The organism is Herbaspirillum huttiense (assembly GCF_047300815.1).
Taxonomy (GTDB): domain Bacteria; phylum Pseudomonadota; class Gammaproteobacteria; order Burkholderiales; family Burkholderiaceae_D; genus Herbaspirillum; species Herbaspirillum huttiense_A.
In genome coordinates, this window is record NZ_CP178608.1 from 644,424 (window position 1) to 661,785 (window position 17,362).

Here is a 17,362-nt window from a genome sequence, read left to right on the forward strand (position 1 = left end):
GTCAATGGTAGATTCCATGCGAAAAATTTATAATTGGCAAATTGTTAGTCACAGTCGACACTCGGATGATCGAATAGGAAGCGACATGGACAAACTCATGAGCCTCAATGTCTTCGTGGCCGCAGTGGAGGAGGGCAGTTTTGCCGGGGCGGCACGGCGCTTCTCGCTGTCGCCGGCGATGGCGGGCAAGCACGTCAGCCAGATCGAAGCGGAGCTCGGCGCGCGTCTGTTTCAGCGCACCACGCGCCGCCTGAGTCTTACCGATGTGGGCCGGACCTATTACGAGCGTTGCCGCCAGATTCTCGCTGCATTCGATGAGGCCAACCGCGAAGCGACTGCGGCGCAAGGGACCGCACGGGGCGCGCTGCGCGTGGCGGTGCCGGTGACCTTCGGCGCCATGCATCTGGGGCCGGTCATTGCACGCTATCTGGCGGATCACCCGGAGGTCAACGTCGAGGTCGTGCTCGGCGACCGCTATATCGATCTGATCGATGCCGGCGTGGATGTGGCCATTCGCATCGGCAAGCTCGACGATCCCGGGCTGGTCACGCGCCGGCTGGCACCCTGCAGCATGATCGCCTGTGCCTCTCCCGAACTGATCGCGCAGCATGGCCTGCCGGCCACGCCGCAAGCCTTGGCGTGCCTGCCCCGTCTGGCCTTCAGTGACGCAGTCTCTGCCGGCGACTGGACCTTCATCGATGCCGCCGGACAAGCGCATCGCCTCGATGGTCCTTGCCGCCTCACGGCCAACAACATGCAGATGCTCCTGGCCTGCGTGCTGGCGGGGGCGGGCGTGGCCTACGGGCCAGCCTTCGTCTTCGGCGAGCACATCAGGCAGGGGCGCTTGCTTGCACTGCTGCCTGATTACCGCGCCACGGAATTGACCATCCAGGCCGTCTATCCGAGCGCGCGCGCCATTCCGCTCAAGGTCCGCCGCTTCGTCGATTATCTTGCCGAGGACTTCGGCGCTCATCCGCCATGGGAATTGCAGGACGCAGCAGCGCCGTCAAGGCGTCCGTCCAAAACCTAGTGCGATGACACGAACATTGCCGATGGTTCCGGATCGGGCAGCGCATAGGCCTCTTTCATCCGCGCCACCTCTTGCGTCGGCGGCAGACCGAAGAGGCGCCTGAATTCCCGGCTGAACTGGGAGGCGCTTTCATAGCCGACCCGGGCGCTGGCCTCGGCTACGGTCAGGCCATTGCGCAACATCAGCAGGCGCGCCTGGTGCAGGCGGGTCGATTTCAGGTATTGCATCGGCGAGGTGGCGGTGACTGCCTTGAAGTGCGCATGAAAGGAGGGCGGACTCATTGCCGCTTCTTGCGCGAGCTGTTCCACATCCAGTTTGTCGGCGTAGGCGGCATGGATCTTCCGGATGGCCCTGGCCACTTTTCCAACCTGTCCGTCATTGCGCAGCGCCGCGCGCATGGAGGCTCCCTGCCGGCCCGTGAGCACGCGCAGATAGATTTCCTTGACCAGCGACCGGCCCAAAATCCGGGCTTCCATCGGCACCCGCATGGCTTCCAGAAAACGCAGCACCGAGGCTGACATCCGGCCATCCATCCTGGTGGCGAACATGGTCTGCGGATGGGCGGAGAGATCGGCGTCATCCATCTGCACCAGCACTTCCGCCAGCAGTTGAAAATCCAGGCGGAAATAGATCGCCAGCAAGGGCGCCTTCGCGCTGGCATCGGTTTCCATCGTGAAGGGCACAGGCACCGAGACCGCCAGGTAGTGCCGGGCATCATAGAGATAGGTTTGCCCGCCCAGGAATCCGCGCTTGCGTCCCTGTACGACCACGACAATGCCCGGCTCGTAGAGGACCGGCGTTTCACTCAGTGCGCGATTGGACCTGAGGAAACGCACATCCGGTAGCAGCGACAGGTTGTAGCCCTCGTCAGGGGCGAGCTCGGTGAGCAGCTTCACCATGCGTTGATGGGCATTCGGATTTTTCTTCCCGGATTTCTTCGTGCTTCCTGACATGAGCGATCTCATAGTTTTAGGCAAACACCGCATGCTAACCGACATGGTGGATTCGTGGGGGCCTGTCTATGATGGCAGCCATCGTCCTCTCCGTCAGGAAGCTGCTCCAGCCTCCCGGAGAGGCCCCCATCAAGGACTACAAGGATTCTCATGAAAAATTCCAAGACATTGCATTTCCTGATTACGGGCGTAAGCTCGGGCTTTGGCCGGGCGCTGGCCGATGCCGCCCTGCAGGCCGGCCATTCAGTAACAGGCACGGTGCGCAGCCAGGCCGCCAAAGATCAATTCGAGCAGCTTGCTCCCGGACGCGCGACGGCCATCGTCCTCGACGTGACCGATTTCTCCGCCATTGATGATGTCGTCGGGCACCTGGCTCCGGTGGATGTGCTGGTCAACAACGCCGGCTACGGACATGAAGGCGCGCTCGAAGAATCCTCGCTTGAAGAGATGCGGCACCAGTTCGATGTCAACGTGTTCGGTGCCGTGGCCATGATGAAGGCCGTGCTGCCCTCCATGCGCGCACGGCGCAGCGGCCACATCATCAACATCACCTCCATGGGCGGATTCATCACCATGCCGGGCATCGCCTATTACTGCGGCAGCAAGTTCGCCCTGGAAGGCATCTCCGAGACCCTGGCCAAGGAAGTGGCGGCCTTCGGCATCAAGGTCACCGCCGTGGCGCCCGGTTCCTTCCGTACCGACTGGGCAGGGCGCTCCATGGTGCGCTCGCCCCGCAGCATTGCCGATTACGATGCCGTGATCGATCCCATCCGCGCGGCACGCCAGGCCAAGAGCGGACACCAGCTCGGCGACCCGGCCAAGGCGGCGCAGGCGATTCTCGACATGGCCGGCGAGGCCGACGCACCGGTCCATCTCCTGCTGGGCAGCGATGCCGTCAAGCTGGTGCGCGAGAAGCTGGCGCAGATGGGTGCGGAAATCGATGCATGGGAAACGATCTCGGCGTCGACCGATTTCCGTTGAACGATCTTGCACGAGAGTCCGAGGTCGTTGAGAGGGTGTGAGGCAGGGTTCGGTGCCGACACCGTTCACCGGAACGAGGCAAGACCATGCGGCCCGAGGGCCGCATTTTTTACAAGAAGAGCGCTGCGTTTTTTCTGCGGTCAGGATTGGTCAGCAGGGTTTCATCGGACGGTCATATTGGGTTGCTAGATTGCAAGCCCCCGTTATCTTCGTCACCGTTTCCCCTCACTCTCACCCTCACAGGAGTCGCCATGCCAGACCGCAACCCGCCAGCCGACCACAGCCGCCGCCGCTTCCTGCGCGACAGCGCCGTCACGACAGTGGCCGCCACCACCACCCTGGCCGCCCCTGCCATCGTCACCTCGGAGCGCCTGCGCCCGCAATTCCCCGGTGGCATCATGAGCGGCGACGTCACCCGCGACAGCGCCATGATCTGGGCCCGCGCCGACCGCAATGCGCGCATGCTGGTCGAGTATTCCACCCGTGAGGATTTCAGCAACCCCGTGCGCATGGCCGGCCCCACCGCACTGGCGCGCGAAGACTACACCGCCCGCGTCGACCTGCGCGGCCTGCCGGCCGGCCAGCGTCTCTACTACCGCGTGCGCTTCCAGGACCTGGTGCATGAATCGGCCCTGAGCGAACCGCTGACCGGCAGCCTCATGGTGCCCGCCGCCACGACTGCCCAGGCGCGCGACATCACCTTCGCCTTCTCGGGCGATGAAGCCGGCCAGGGCTGGGGCATCAACGAACAGTGGGGCGGTTACCGGGTGTATGAAAGCATGCGCCGCTTCCGTCCGGATTTCTTCATCCACTCGGGCGACCAGATCTATGCCGATGGTCCCATCCAGGCCGAAGTGAAGCTGGAGGATGGCACGCTGTGGCGCAACGTGGTCACCGAAGCCAAGTCCAAGGTGGCGCAGACGCTGGACGATTATCGCGGCAACTTCGCCTACAACATGCTGGACGCCAACAAGCGCCGCTTCGCCGCCGAGGTGCCCTTCCTGGTGCAGTGGGATGACCACGAGGTGCGCAACAACTGGTATCCCGGCCAGGTGATCGGTGCGGCCGAAAAGCGCTACGACGAGCGCAACATCGACGTGCTGGCCGCCCGTGCGCGCCAGGCCATGTTCGAACACAATCCCTTCCGCATCGACAGCGCCGATCCTTTCCGCATCTATCGCGCCTTCAATCACGGTCCGCTGCTGGAAGTGTTCATGCTGGACGAGCGCAGCTATCGCGGCCGCAATTCTCCCAACCGCCAGAAGGGCGGCCACGACGCCGACTTCCTCGGCCCCGAACAGATGCGCTGGATCAAGCAGGCGCTGCTGCGTTCGCGCTCGACCTGGAAGCTCATCGCCAGCGACATGCCGCTCTCCATCGTGGTGCCGGACCTCAACCCGGATGTGCCCAAGGGAACCTTCGAGGCCTGGGCCAATGCCGACAATGGCAAGCCCTCCGGGCGCGAACTGGAAGTGGCCGAACTGCTGCGCTTCATCAAGCAGCACGACATCAAGAACGTGGTGTGGGTGACGGCCGATGTGCACTACGCCTCGGCCACGCACTACGCACCGGAGCGCGCGCAGTTCACCGACTTCAAGCCCTTCTGGGAGTTCGTCGGCGGCCCCATCAATGCGGGGACCTTCGGCCCGGGCGAGATCGATCGCACCTTCGGTCCGGACGTGCGCTTCGTCAGCATCCCGGCGGACATGAAGCAGAACCGCTCACCGGCAGAGCTGCTGCAGTTCTTCGGCATCGGCAAGATCGACGCCAGGAGCAAGACCCTCACCGTCACGCTGCACAATACCGACGGCAAGGAAATCTACAAGGTGGAATTGCCGCCCGAGGCCTGATGGCCTGCAGGGAGTACGGGCAGTGAGGGCAGAAACGGACCGGACTCAGCCCGGTCCGGCCAGCTTGCGCGAGATGCTCGCGCAGGCTTGCAGCAGCGGTGTCACATACGCCTGCTGCGCATCGGGCAGGCGGCGATAGAGCGGAATGCTCGCGCTCACGCACGCCACCGGCACGCCGTCGGCACCGACGATGGCGGCGCCGTAACAAAAAATCTGGGCTTCGTTCTCTTCGCGGTCTTCGGCGTAGCCGCGCGTGCGGGTCTCCTCGACATCGGCGCGCAGGGCCGCCAGCGTGGTGTGCGTATTGGCCGTGAAGGCTTCCAGGTGCAGCGCGCGCATCAGGCGTTCGCGCGGCGCTTGTTCCAATCCGGCCAGGTAGGCTTTGCCCACGGAACTCGAATACAAGGTCACGCGGGTCCCGATGCGCGAATCCATGCGCACGGCTTGCGGGCTTTCCAGTTTCTCGATGTAGACCATGCTGTGGTCGCTGGGCACGGCCAGGTGCACGGTCTCGCGGGTGATGTCGCGCAGCTGGCGCAGCGGCTCGATGGCCGTGGTGCGGATGTCGCTGCGGTCCCAGGCGCGGCTGGCCAGATGGATCAGGCGCGGGCCGACTTCATACTGCTTGCTGCGCGGATTCTCCACCACCATGCCCTCGGCCATGAGCGCGCCCAGGATGCGATAGACCGTGGGGCGCGGATAGCCCGACAGCATCGCCAGCTGCGCGATGGACAGCGGCGCCTCCTGGTCGGCGATCAGCTGCAGCACCGCCATGAACTTGGAGAAGGCAGCCGTGCCGGCAATCTTGTTGGCGTCGTCGGGTGGTGGGTCGTGGTCGGGCATGAGCGGTGCAGGAATCAGTACGGGAATCGGGCCAGAAAACGGTCCAGAAAACGGACCACATGGCGGGTCGGAACAGGTTGCCGGATTCGGGCCAGATTATAGCCGAGCCCTTTTGCAAAAAATCCCGCGCCGTCTGGAGCCGGCGCGGGCAAATGGCATTGCACGTGAAAAGATTGCGTTGGCCTCAGGCCACCAGATAGCCGCCATCGACCGGCACGATGGCGCCGGTCATGAAGGAGGCCGCCGGCGAACACAGGAAGGCCACGACATTGCCGATGTCTTCCGGCTTGCCCCAGCGGCCCAGCGGCGTACGCGCGAGGATGGGGCCGGCACGCACCGGGTCATCCTGCAGTGCCTGGGTCAGCGGCGTGGCGATCCAGCCGGGGGCCACCGCATTGACGCGGATGCCGTCGGCCGCATAGGCGATGGCCAGCGACTTGGTCAGCTGCGCCACGCCGCCCTTGCTGGCGCTGTAACCCGGCACCAGTCCGCCGCCGAAGAAGCTGAGCATGGACGCGGTATTGACGATGCAGCCTCCGGATTGCTTGAGCAATGCGCGGCTGGCAGCGCAGACGCGCATGGTACCGGTGAGGTTCACGGCGATGACCTGCTCGAAGACATTCGTTTCCAGTTCCTCGCCGCGCTTGATGATGCCGGCGCAGTTGACTACGATATCGAGTTGCGTGAGACCGCTCAGCACCGCGCGCACGCTGTCCTCGCTGGCCACGTTCATCTCCGCCAGGGTGATGCCGCTGCCCTCGAATTGCGCATGCGCAAACGGCGGCAGGCCGGCAGCGATGACGCGTGCGCCCAGTGCGGCGAGCTGGCGCGCAACGGCCGCGCCGATGCCTTGCGTACCGCCGGTAACGAGGGCGGTCTTGCCCGCGAGCAGGTCGGGAATGAAGCTCATGAAAATTCCTTCTGGTGAGTGGCAGGAGACTGGCTGGATGCCGCTACCCGCGGACGGCGGCATCGGGTCAGGCTACTGGCGGGTGAAGTTTTGCCTCAAGCGGCGTGGGCCTCGATCGGCTTGTCCACCACGAACATGTAGACCAGCGCGGCGGCAAAGGCCACGGCGGCACTGATGAGCAGAGCATTGACGAAGGAGTGGGTCTGGTCCACCACCACGCCGGTGATGACCGGCGCCAGCGAGCCGCCGAGATAGCCGCCGAAGTTCTGCATGCTGCCCAGGGAGGCCACCAGGCGGCGCGGAATGGCTACCGACACCAGTGCCCATGCGCCACCGGAAGCCATGTTCACGAAGGCCATGGCCAGCGAGATGTAGACGATGGCCATGGTGGTGCTGGGCGTGTAGGCGGCCGGAATGGTGAAGGCACCGGCGCCGATCAGGCCCGCGCAGATCGGCCACTTGCGGCTGCGGATGGCAGGCATGCCGCGCTTCATCAGGCCATCGGCGATGTAGCCCGAGGAGAGCATGCCGAGCGTGCCGAAGATGTAGGGGATCACCACCACCCAGCCGGTGCGGGCAATGGAGAGATGGCGTTCATGTTCCAGGTAGGCCGGCAGCCAGGTGAGGTACAGCCACACCATGTAGATCACGCCCATGAAGCCGAACAGCATGCCCCAGGTGGTGCGGTAGGTGAAGAGGCTCTTCCATTCGGCCCAGCTCAGCTTGGCATTGGCGTTGGGATCCTGGTCGTGGTCATCGGCGAGATACAGCACTTCGGAAGGCGTGAGCTGGACTTCGTTGCGATTCCGGTAAAACAGGTACCAGCCCACCGACACCGCGATACCCATCACGCCCATGATGACGAACATCATGCGCCAGCCGAAGGAGAGCATCAGGATCGTGAGGATGGGCGGCGCCAGGGCCGGACCGATGGTGGAGGAGGCCACGAAGATGCCGGTGGGCCCGCCGCGCTCGCGCATGGCAAACCATTCCGAGACCACCTTGGCACCGGCCGGGAATTGTGGCGCCTCACCCAGGCCGAGGAACACCCGCGCCACCAGAAACTGCTGCAGGCTGCTCACGAAGCCGCCCGCCAGCTGCGCCACCGACCACACGAACATGCCCGCGCCCAGCATCACGCGCGCGCCGAACTTGTCGAGCATGGCGCCGATGGGCAATTGCGAGAAGGCGTAGGCCAGCGAGAAGGCTGACAGCAACAGGCCCATCTGCGAGGCCGAGAGATTGAGCTCCTGGCTCACCGAATGATTGGCAATGGACAGCGTGCTGCGGTCCAGGTAGTTGACGATGCCGGCCAGCATCAGGAAGCTCAGTGCCACGAGCTGTATGCGTTTGAGCCGGGGGCTCTTTTCCTTTTGGACTTCCATGGGTTAGGTCTCCAGTGTGAATGATGTGCTGCCATTGGCGTGCTTCGTACCGGCTGCGTCTGTCGCGCAGCTCGCTGTCGGTGACAGGTTCGAAGCGTCATGCAAGGATGCGGTCGCAAGGACGGTGTGGAGTCCGTCCTTGCGTGTTGCTCTTCCGGCGCTGCCTGGGCTGCTTGTGCCTGCCCCGGCATGCGATCCTTGCTTGCCCGGATGATTCTGGTGGCCGAGCGGCGAGCCGCTCAGTAAGTTGCGCGCCCGCCCGAAAGATCGAACACGGCGCCAGTGTTGAAGCTGCAGGAACCGGAGCACAGCCATGCGCACATGTCGGCGACCTCGTCGACCGTGCCCAGGCGATGCATGGGGCTCTTGGCGATCATGGTCTCTACATGGGCCGGCGACATCTGCTCCAGCAGCGCGGTCTTGACGGCCGCCGGCGCAATGGCGTTGACCAGCACGCCGGTCTCGGCCAGCTCCTTGCCCAGGGACTTGGTCAGCGCCAGTACGCCCGCCTTGGCGGCGCTGTAGGCCGAGGCATTGGGCGTGCCTTCCTTGCCGGCCAGCGAGGCGATGTTGACGATGCGTCCGCGCCCGGCTGCGCGCATGGCCGGCGTCACGCTGCGGCAGGCATGGAAGACGCCCAGCAGGTTGACCTGCACGATGCGATGCCATTGGCCGACGTCGTACTCGTCCAGCGGGACGGTGGGGCCGGCGTAACCGGCGTTGTTGATGAGGAAATCGATGCGGCCGGTATCGGCCAGCAGTCGCTGTGCGGCCTGCATGACCGCAGCGGCGTCGGTGATGTCGAGGCTTTCCTGCCGATAGGGCGAGGCCGCGTCGTGCTGCTGGTCCCAGACGACCACCTGCGCGCCGCCAGCGGCCAGCCGTGCGCTGATGGCCGCGCCGATGCCGCCATGGCCGCCGGTGACCACGGCCACGCAGCCTCCAAAGTCATGGGATGCGCGGGAATAAGTCATTGCAGTCATCCTCAGCGAACGAAGCGATCGACATAGTCGCTGCCCAGTCCCACCGATTCATAGTGCTTGCGGCACATGTCGAGCTTGGTGAAGACATCCTCGTAGCCTTCGAACTTGCCCCAGGGGTCGCAATAGAACATCACGCCGGTGATGTGGAAGTACGTGATCATCTCTTCCACGTCTTCGGGCACGTAGAGGGTGTGGGTCTCGCCGGGCGGCTCGAAAACATAGCTGCCCTGTTCGGCGATCCAGTTGTGTTCCAGATAGCGCCAGCGGCCCTTGAGCACCATGCCGTGCACCGGCGCCGGATGGCGGTGGCGCGAGAGCACGCCCGACTTGCGCACGCGCAGCAGGTTGGTCCAGTAGCCCTGCGAGACATTGAGGCACAGCGGACGGAACCACACGTTCTCCGCCTGCGGCACCCAGATGCGTTCGTCCTCCGGCACGGCCGGATTGACCACGATTTCCAGCGGCGCTTCCTTCGGGTTGGGGAGCTGGTAGGGCTTCATCTTCAGATCGGCGGGCATGGGGGTGCCAAGGGTGCCAACGGTGCTCATGGGGTCTCCTGATGTTGTTTTGCTGAATTTGACTCTTGTCCGCAATATGGACAATGCGTTCGCCATATGGTCAATGTCGACTATAGACGTCGATGTGTCAATGGCGGGTCAGGCCACGGGTGCCCGGAGAAAAAGCGAGCTGGGGAGCGGTTCGTCAGGGGTTCAGCAAGCGCGCACGGTAAAGAGCACGCAGGTCAAGACGAGCCAGCGAGCTTTGGTGAGGATGCATGAAAATTATGCATGGCTGCCGTTCAAGCCAGTCTGCGGGAGAGGATGGGCGTCCCGCGAGAACGCCTGTGGCGCTACCGCCGTGGGATCAGGCGATCAGGCCGCGGCCGGTCCGGACCAGTGCACCTGGGAGAAGGCCTCGGAAAGAAAGTCCAGCATCGCGCGCACTTTGGCCGGCAGGTGGGCGCGGCTGGGGTAGACCGCATAGATGCCCAGGTCCGGCACGGTGTAATCGGTGAGCAGCGGGACCAGCTGCCCGCTGCGCAGGTACTGGTCGATCATGAAGGTCGGCTGGCGCGTGATGCCGATGCCGCCCAGTGCGGCCTGCACGCAGCTGTCGCCATTGTTGACGTGCATACGCGCCGTCACGCGCACGCTCACCGGGCCTTCCGGGCCGCTGAACTGCCACTCGTCCTTGCCGTGGTTGTAGCTGTAGCTGATGACCTGGTGCTGCGCCAGGTCGTGCGGATGGCGCGGCGTGCCATGCGCTTCCAGATAGGCCGGCGAGGCGCAGACGGGCAGGGCGGTGCTGGTGAGCTTGCGATGGACCAGCGTCGAATCCGAGAGCCTGGCGATGCGGATGGCCAGGTCGTAGCCCTCGTCGATGATGTCCACGATGCGGTCCGACAGGGTGATGTCGAGCTCCACCTCCGGATGGCGTTCCAGGAAGATCGGCCAGAGCGGCGCCAGGTGCAGGATGCCGAAGGTGACCGGGGCATTGATGCGCAGCAGGCCGGCGGGTTTGGCGCTGCCGGCCAGGAGCAACTCATCGGCTTCTTCCAATGCTGCAACTATCTGCTTGCAGCGTTCCAGATAGAGGCTGCCGGCTTCGGTCAGCGAGAGCCGGCGCGTGGTCCGCTGCATCAGGCGCGAACCCAGGCGCGCTTCCAGTTCCAGTACCGTGCGCGAGACGGCGGCCTTGGAAATGCCCAGCGCATCGGCCGCCTTGACGAAGCTGCCGAGGTCGGCCACGGCGATGAAACATTCGATTTCGCGCAGTTTGTTCAAATCGTCTTTCCCCGAGACGGCGCCGCGCTGGCGCCCTCCGGAAAGACGGTGGCTCAGGCAGCTGCCGGAAGTTGTGCCAGCAGGCGGGAGCCGGTGCCGAAGGCGAAGGCGTCCATGCGCAGGCTATGATACGTCGAACCGCTGTCGAGGTGAACCAGTCGGGTCCAGTCATCGGCCGCGCCCATGGCGAAGAACAGGCTCAGCAGGTGTTCGTCGCTGGGATGCGTGCGCACCGCATGCGGGGCCGTGGTCCGGTAGCCGAACAAGGCCTGCAGGTCACCGGCCTGCATGCGGTCCAGGAACCAGCGCAGGAATTCCAGCGTATGCGGCGCATCGCCACCTTCGATCTCATTGCGGCGCAGTTCGCGCAGGTTGTGCGTGAAGCTGCCCGAGCCGACCAGCAGGATGCCTTCCTTGGCCAGGGGGGCCAGCAGGCGGCCGACCTGATAGTGATACTGAGGTGGCTGCTGCGATTGCAGCGAGAGCTGGATCACCGGCACATCGGCTTGCGGATAGAGATAGCGCAGCGGCACCCAGGCGCCGTGGTCCAGCCCCCAGCCGCCATCGGTATTGGCCGTCAGGCCGCCGTCGCGCAGGCGTTGCGCCACATGCTCGGCCAGCGCCGGTGCACCGGGGGCGGGATAGTCCAGTTCATAGAGCGCCTGCGGGAAGCCGCCGAAGTCATGGATCACGCGCGGCTTGGCCTGGTTGCCCACGCGCGGGGTGAAACTCTCCCAGTGCGGCGATACCATCACGATGCCACGCGGACGCGGCAGCGCCGCACCGATACTGGCCAGCAGCGGCCCGGTGCGGCCCGGTTCCACGGCCAGCATGGGCGAGCCGTGCGAGACGAACAGCGAGGGCAGGGCAAGGCTATCGACGGTGCTGGAGAGAGTGGACACGGTGGACATGATCGTTTCCTTGTGAATCGCTATAAAGGATATAAAACATTGGCCGCTTTGATGCGTTTTGAAACTTTGTGGCTCGCTGATCCTGCGGGATATTGGCAGCTGAAAGCGCCATCGCCCGGCAGGAACACAATGACGTGCATGACGGATAGCGAGCGCTGCGCTTTTTATGCGCGTGCAACGGCAGTGGCCAAGTCCACACTGTAGGGAAGAATGCGGGCCGGATAAACCGGTGGCGGCGGGATGGATTGTCTTGGAGAAGTTGACAATCCACCCGCGCCGCAGGGGATCAGTCCTCGCTGTCGCGCGGGACCGGCTTGGCTTCCTCGCGGCGGTTGTAGCCGGCCACCATATCGAAGCGGAACAGGCGGCATTCCAGGGCGCCGTTGAAGAACGGGGTCTTGCGGGCTTCCTTGAGGCGCATCAGCTTGGGCAGGCCGAGGTCGGCCGAGAACAGGAACACGCTCCAGCCGGCGAAGCGCTGCTTCAGGGTGCTGGAGAAGGCGCTGAAGAACTGGGCGAACAATTCCTCGGTCGGCAAGGCACGGTCGCCGCGCACGCCGATACGCTCACCGTAGGGCGGATTGGAGAGGATGATGCCCACCAGCGGCTTGCCCTCGGCATCGACCGGCGGCTTGATTTCCTGCGCCTCGATCTGCTTCAACGGCACCTCGAAATGTACACCGGCGCGCACCAGGTTCTTGCGGGTCAGTTCCACCATGTCGCCGGAAATGTCGCTGCCGAAGAGCGTGGGCGTGGTCGGAATCGGATTGGGTTTGAAATCGCCCTTGATGGCGAACCAGGCATCGGCATCGAAGTTGCTGAACTTCTCGAAGGCGAAGCGGCGGCGCGCACCCGGCGGTACGCCGGCGATGATCTGCGCGGCCTCGGCCAGGATGGTGCCGGAACCGCACATGGGATCGAACAGCGGCACGCCCGGCTTCCAGCCGGCGGTGCGCAAGAGGCCGGCCGCCAGGTTTTCGCGCAGCGGTGCGTCACCGGTTTCTTCGCGCCAGCCGCGCTTGAAGAGCGCCTCGCCGGAAGTATCGAGATAGACCGTGAAATTGTGGGCATCGACGAAACCGGCGATGCGCATGTCAGGCGTGCGCGTGTTCACCGAGGGGCGCAGCTTGAACTGGTCCAGGAAGCGGTCGCAGATCGCATCCTTGATCTTGAGGGTGCTGAATTCCAGGCTGCGCAGCGGCGACTTCACGGCTGTCAGGTCCACGCGGATGGTGTGGGAGACCTTGAACCAGTCTTCCCAGGCTTGCGCCAGGGTGAGGTCGTAGATGTCGTTCTCGTTCTTGTAGGAACCATGGCCCATGCGCAGCAGCACGCGGCTGGCGATGCGCGAGTGCAGGTTCATCTGGTAGGCCGCCAGCAGGGTGCCGGAGCAGTGCACGCCACCGGGCACCTGGTTGTGCACCTTGAGGTTGGCGGCAGGGCCGGCGTGCTGGGCGATCTCGTTGAGTTCCTCGGCCAGGGCCGCTTCCAGGCCGCGCGGGCAGGGACAGAAGTAAGAGTAGTGGGTGTCGGGAGCTTGCATGGGAGTACCTTTTATCCGTTGGAAAACAAAGTAACAAAAATGAAAAAAGCCGGACTGCGCGTCTCGCTGCGCAGTCCGGCGTCATTGTACGCTGGCCGCTCAGCCTTTCGCGAAGGCGCGCTCGATGAAGTCCAGGCGATCCTGGCCCCAGTAGCCCTCGCCCTCGTAGACGTACCACGGCGCACCGAAGACGCTGGCGGCATTGGCTTCATCGGTGAAGCGGTCGAATTCGGCCTGCACGCTGGCCGTTTCAGCCGACTTCAGCAGGGCCGCGCCATCGTGGTCATGGGCATTGGCGATGGCCACCAGGGTATCGTGGTCGGCGATGTTGCGTTGTTCTTCCCACACGGCGCGCATGATGGCGCCGGTCAGGCGCAGTGATGCGGCGGTACCGTGGGCCAGCTGGGTGGCGATGATCAGGCGCGCCGCATTGTCGCTGTTGACCGGGAAATAAGTCGGCTGCAGCACCATGGGCTTGCCCAGGAATTCGCTCCAGCGCGCCAGTTCCTTGAGGCGATAAGCCTGGCGCTGCGGTGCGCGCTTGGCCAGCGGCAGGCCACCGGAGACACCGAAGATCTTGGACAGGTCGAAGGGCTTGGGCAGGATCTGCACCTGGTATTTTTCGGCCAGGGCGACGAAGCGATCGTGGCCCAGGTAGGCGAAGGGGGAATGCGGCGCGAAGAAGTACTCACAGGTTTTGCTCATGACCGGCTCCGGAAGGATGAGTGTGGAATGCAGCGGACGAAGACTTGCTGGGATAGTTGCAGAATGATCAGAACGGCTTGACCACCACCAGGATCACGATGGCCAGCATCAGCAGCACCGGCACTTCGTTGAACCAGCGATACCAGAGGTGGCTGCGTACGTTCTTGCCGTGTTCGAATTTCTTGAGCAGCGAGCCGCAGGCGTGCTGGTAGCCGATCACCAGCACCACCAGGAACAGTTTGGCATGCAGCCAGCCATTGCCGGGCCCCTTCCAGAACGACCAGGTCAGGGCCAGCAGCCACACGCCCAGCACCAGCGCCACCAGCGAGATCATGCCGGTGAAGCGGTACAGGCGGCGCGCCATGCCCAGCAGGCGTTCGCGCGCGACCAGGTCGGTCTCCTGGGCCAGGTTCACGAAGATGCGCGGCAGGTAGAACAGGCCGGCGAACCAGGAGGCGATGAAGACGATGTGCAGGGCTTTGATCCAGAGCATGGCTATCCTTGTGGTGCGTGATGGCGTGGGGGGGGCGCGCGGGTGTCTTACTGGCGGACCTGCCCCTGGCCCAGCACCACGTATTTCAGCGAGGTCAGTCCTTCCAGTCCCACCGGGCCGCGTGCATGCAGCTTGTCGTTGGAGATGCCGATCTCCGCACCGAGGCCGTATTCGAAGCCATCGGCAAAGCGGGTCGAGGCATTGACCATGACCGAGGCCGAATCCACCTCGCGCAGGAAACGCATGGCGCGCGTGTAGTCCTCGGTGATGATGCTGTCGGTGTGCTGCGAAGAATGGCGGTTGATGTGATCGATGGCCTCCTCCATGTCGGCCACCACTTTCACGGCCAGGATGGGGGCCAGGTATTCGGTGTCCCAATCCTCTTCGGTGGCCGCCTTGAGCAGCGGGTAGCCGGCCAGGATCTCGGCGGCTTCCGGATCGCAGCGCAGTTCCACTTCCTTGACGCGATACAGTTCGGACAGCGGCGGCAGGATGGCGGCGGCGATGTTGCGCGACACCAGCAGGGTTTCCATGGTGTTGCAGGTGCCGTAGCGATGGCACTTGGCATTGAAGGCCACGTCCAGCGCCTTGCGGGTGTCGGCACGGTCGTCGATGTAGACGTGGCAGATGCCGTCGAGGTGCTTGATCATCGGCACCTTGGCTTCTTTCATGAGGCGCTCGATCAAGCCCTTGCCACCGCGCGGGACGATCACGTCCACATATTCCTGCATGGTGATGAGCGCACCCACGGCGGCGCGGTCGGTGGTCTCCACCACCTGCACCGCCTGTTCCGGCAGGCCGGCACCGGCCAGACCTTCCTTGACCAGCTTGGCCAGGGCCTGGTTGCAGTGGATGGCTTCGGAACCGCCGCGCAGGATGGTGGCGTTGCCGCTCTTGATGCACAGGCCGGCGGCATCGACCGTCACGTTCGGACGGGCTTCATAAATGATCCCGATCACGCCCAGCGGCACGCGCATCTGGCCGACCTGGATGCCGGTGGGGCGATATTTCATGTTGCTGATCTCGCCGATGGGGTCGGGCAGGGAGGCGATTTGCTCCAGGCCCTCGGCCATGGTGGCGATGGCCTTGTCGGACAAGGTCAGGCGGTCCAGCATGGCCTCGGCCAGGCCGTTGGCGCGGGCCGCGTCCAGGTCCAGTGCATTGGCTGCACGCAGGACGTCAGCGTCGCGGCGGATGGCGGCGGCGATCAGCAGCAGCGCCTGGTTCTTGGCAGCGGTATCGGCACGCGCCATGGCGCGCGAGGCGGCACGGGCCTGCTGGCCGATGCGGTTCATGTAGAGGTCGATGTTTTCCATGCAGTTTTCTCCGGGGCGCTCAGCGCGTCGGGTTCGATGTTCGTTGTACGGTGTTCGTCGTGCTGCGTGCGGCCGGATCAGCGTCCACGTGCCAGCTTCAGGCCCAGTTGCAGCAGGGCGTCCCACGGATCGCCGGCAAAGCTGCGGGCACGCAGGCCCTTGACCATGCGGTCCACCAGGGCCGCTTCCTGCAGCGCCTGTTCCAGCGCGGCCAGGCTGATGCGGCGCAGGGCCGGTTCCATCAGGCGTTCGCGCGGGCCCCAGATGCGGTATTCCTTCAACAGCGCGCCCACCGGCTTGCCCTGGGCCATGCCGGATTTGAGCTTGAGCAGGGTGCGGATTTCTTCGGTGACCGCCCACAGCACCAGCGGCAGCGCCTCGCCTTCACCCTTCAAGCCGTCCATCATGCGCGTCAGGCGCGCGATGTCGCCCGAGAGCATGGCCTCGTTGAGCTTGAAGACGTCATAACGCGCTACGTTCAACACCGCGTCCTGGACCTGTTCGAAACTGAGCTTGCCGGGCGGATGCAGCAGCGCCAGCTTCTGGATTTCCTGGTGCGCGGCCAGGAGGTTGCCCTCCACGCGGTCGGCGATGAAATCCAGGCAGGGCCGGTCGGCGCTCTGCTGCTGGGCCGCCAGGCGGTTGCCGATCCAGGCCGGCAACTGCGCGCGTTCCACCAGCGGGATGTCGATGTAGACGGCCGCCTGCTGCAGGGCGCCGACCCAGGCCGCCTTCTGCGTGGCCCAGTCCAGCTTGGGCAGGCTGATGATGGTCAGATTGTCGGGCGAGAGATGGGCGGCGTAATCCTGCAGGGCCTGACCGCCATCCTTGCCGGGCTTGCCGGTGGGGATGCGCAGTTCGATGAGCTTCTTGTCGCCGAACAGCGATTGCGACTGGTTGGCCGCCAGCAGTTCGCCCCACTTGAAGCTGCGCTCCACCACCAGCACCTCGCGCTCGGTATAGCCGTTGGCGCGGGCACTGCGGCGGATCTTGTCGGCCGCTTCCAGTGCCAGCAGGTGCTCGTCGCTGGCGATCACGTAGAGTGACGCCAGCGATTTGCCGAGATGGGCGTCCAGGGAGTCGTGGCGCAGTTGCATGGCGATGGCGCGAGCCGGTCAGGAATCCGACTCGGCCGCCTCCTTCTCGTTCTTGATGGCCGTCTTGGAGGCCGCCAGGCGGCGCAGGATCTGCTGCACCAGGTCGGACTGCATGTCGCGGTAGAGCAGCACTTCTTCGGCCTGCTTGGCCAGTTCCTGGTTCTCGTCATAGGTGATGACGCGGCGCAGGGTGATGGCCGTCGGCGGGATCACGGTCACGCCCTTGGCATCGGTGACCGAAAAGGTAAAGCGCTGGAACAGCGCGAATTCACGCACGCGGCCGTTGGTGTTCAGGGTCAGCACCTGGCGGTCGCGGGAATCGGCCAGCACTTTCAGGTTGGCTTCGGCGTCCTTGGTATCGGACACCACCTTGGCACCGCTGGCCTCGATGTTGCGCTTGAGTTCCACCCCGACCGCCGAATTGGGCCCAAAGCCCAGGTAGATGGTCTTGAAGGGCAGGTCAGCTGCGCCGCGCAGGTGGAAGCCGCAGGCCGTGAGCATCACGGCCGCCGCCACCAGCAGCAGCCATTGCGAGAAACGCTTGAGTTGGACTTGAGCGTGCATGGAGTTCCGTCGTT

Annotated in this window: 17 protein-coding genes; 3 read left to right on the forward strand and 14 right to left on the reverse strand. The window is 64.5% G+C overall.

What is annotated here, in order from left to right:
- Positions 1-85: 85 nt before the first annotated feature.
- The gene (locus ACLRDN_RS03015) at positions 86-1,030 is read left to right on the forward strand and encodes a LysR substrate-binding domain-containing protein (RefSeq protein WP_413458914.1); all 945 of its coding nucleotides are present in this window, start codon (positions 86-88) and stop codon (positions 1,028-1,030) included.
- On the opposite strand, the gene ACLRDN_RS03020 is transcribed toward ACLRDN_RS03015, so the two are convergent.
- Positions 1,027-1,929, reverse strand: coding sequence for an AraC family transcriptional regulator N-terminal domain-containing protein (locus ACLRDN_RS03020; protein WP_413458915.1), 903 nt, complete (start codon positions 1,927-1,929; stop codon positions 1,027-1,029). The genes ACLRDN_RS03015 and ACLRDN_RS03020 overlap by 4 nt on opposite strands.
- Before the next feature lie 204 nt (positions 1,930-2,133).
- Here ACLRDN_RS03020 and ACLRDN_RS03025 point away from each other — a divergent pair, with 204 nt between their 5' ends.
- A complete protein-coding gene (locus ACLRDN_RS03025; protein ID WP_413458916.1) occupies positions 2,134-2,964 on the forward strand; it encodes an oxidoreductase in 831 nt (276 codons plus the stop codon).
- Positions 2,965-3,215: 251 nt separating this feature from the next.
- Entirely contained in the window at positions 3,216-4,814 is a 1,599-nt protein-coding gene (locus ACLRDN_RS03030) for an alkaline phosphatase D family protein (RefSeq protein ID WP_413458917.1), read from the forward strand.
- Positions 4,815-4,859: 45 nt separating this feature from the next.
- Here the strand turns inward: ACLRDN_RS03030 and ACLRDN_RS03035 are convergent, their stop codons facing one another.
- The 13 genes from ACLRDN_RS03035 to lptE all read right to left on the reverse strand — a co-directional run bounded on the left by ACLRDN_RS03035 (position 4,860) and on the right by lptE (position 17,348).
- Complete coding sequence (locus tag ACLRDN_RS03035; RefSeq protein ID WP_413458918.1) at positions 4,860-5,657, reverse strand: IclR family transcriptional regulator; 798 nt, start codon at positions 5,655-5,657, stop codon at positions 4,860-4,862.
- Between the two features lie 184 nt (positions 5,658-5,841).
- The gene (locus ACLRDN_RS03040; protein ID WP_413458919.1) at positions 5,842-6,567 is read right to left on the reverse strand and encodes an SDR family NAD(P)-dependent oxidoreductase; all 726 of its coding nucleotides are present in this window, start codon (positions 6,565-6,567) and stop codon (positions 5,842-5,844) included.
- 95 nt (positions 6,568-6,662) lie between these two features.
- Complete coding sequence (locus ACLRDN_RS03045) at positions 6,663-7,952, reverse strand: MFS transporter (RefSeq protein WP_413458920.1); 1,290 nt, start codon at positions 7,950-7,952, stop codon at positions 6,663-6,665.
- 239 nt (positions 7,953-8,191) lie between these two features.
- Positions 8,192-8,926: an SDR family NAD(P)-dependent oxidoreductase gene (locus tag ACLRDN_RS03050; protein ID WP_413458921.1), complete on the reverse strand. Its 735-nt coding sequence runs from the start codon at positions 8,924-8,926 to the stop codon at positions 8,192-8,194.
- 11 nt (positions 8,927-8,937) lie between these two features.
- Entirely contained in the window at positions 8,938-9,483 is a 546-nt protein-coding gene (locus ACLRDN_RS03055; protein ID WP_413458922.1) for a 2,4'-dihydroxyacetophenone dioxygenase family protein, read from the reverse strand.
- 324 nt (positions 9,484-9,807) lie between these two features.
- The gene (locus ACLRDN_RS03060; RefSeq protein ID WP_413458923.1) at positions 9,808-10,719 is read right to left on the reverse strand and encodes a LysR substrate-binding domain-containing protein; all 912 of its coding nucleotides are present in this window, start codon (positions 10,717-10,719) and stop codon (positions 9,808-9,810) included.
- A gap of 53 nt (positions 10,720-10,772) precedes the next feature.
- Complete coding sequence (locus tag ACLRDN_RS03065) at positions 10,773-11,630, reverse strand: dioxygenase (RefSeq protein WP_413458924.1); 858 nt, start codon at positions 11,628-11,630, stop codon at positions 10,773-10,775.
- Positions 11,631-11,916: 286 nt separating this feature from the next.
- Positions 11,917-13,173, reverse strand: a complete 1,257-nt coding sequence (locus tag ACLRDN_RS03070) for a THUMP domain-containing class I SAM-dependent RNA methyltransferase (RefSeq protein ID WP_413458925.1) — start codon at positions 13,171-13,173, stop codon at positions 11,917-11,919.
- Positions 13,174-13,272: 99 nt separating this feature from the next.
- Positions 13,273-13,878 (reverse strand): 2-hydroxychromene-2-carboxylate isomerase, encoded by a 606-nt coding sequence (locus ACLRDN_RS03075; RefSeq protein ID WP_413458926.1) that lies wholly within the window; start codon positions 13,876-13,878, stop codon positions 13,273-13,275.
- Between the two features lie 67 nt (positions 13,879-13,945).
- A complete protein-coding gene (locus ACLRDN_RS03080; RefSeq protein WP_413458927.1) occupies positions 13,946-14,371 on the reverse strand; it encodes a CopD family protein in 426 nt (141 codons plus the stop codon).
- A gap of 47 nt (positions 14,372-14,418) precedes the next feature.
- The gene (locus ACLRDN_RS03085) at positions 14,419-15,687 is read right to left on the reverse strand and encodes a glutamate-5-semialdehyde dehydrogenase (protein WP_413458928.1); all 1,269 of its coding nucleotides are present in this window, start codon (positions 15,685-15,687) and stop codon (positions 14,419-14,421) included.
- A 77-nt stretch (positions 15,688-15,764) separates the two neighbouring features.
- Complete coding sequence (gene holA, locus ACLRDN_RS03090) at positions 15,765-16,784, reverse strand: DNA polymerase III subunit delta (RefSeq protein WP_413458929.1); 1,020 nt, start codon at positions 16,782-16,784, stop codon at positions 15,765-15,767.
- Positions 16,785-16,802: 18 nt separating this feature from the next.
- Positions 16,803-17,348 (reverse strand): LPS assembly lipoprotein LptE, encoded by a 546-nt coding sequence (gene lptE / locus ACLRDN_RS03095; protein WP_413458930.1) that lies wholly within the window; start codon positions 17,346-17,348, stop codon positions 16,803-16,805.
- Positions 17,349-17,362: the final 14 nt, after the last annotated feature.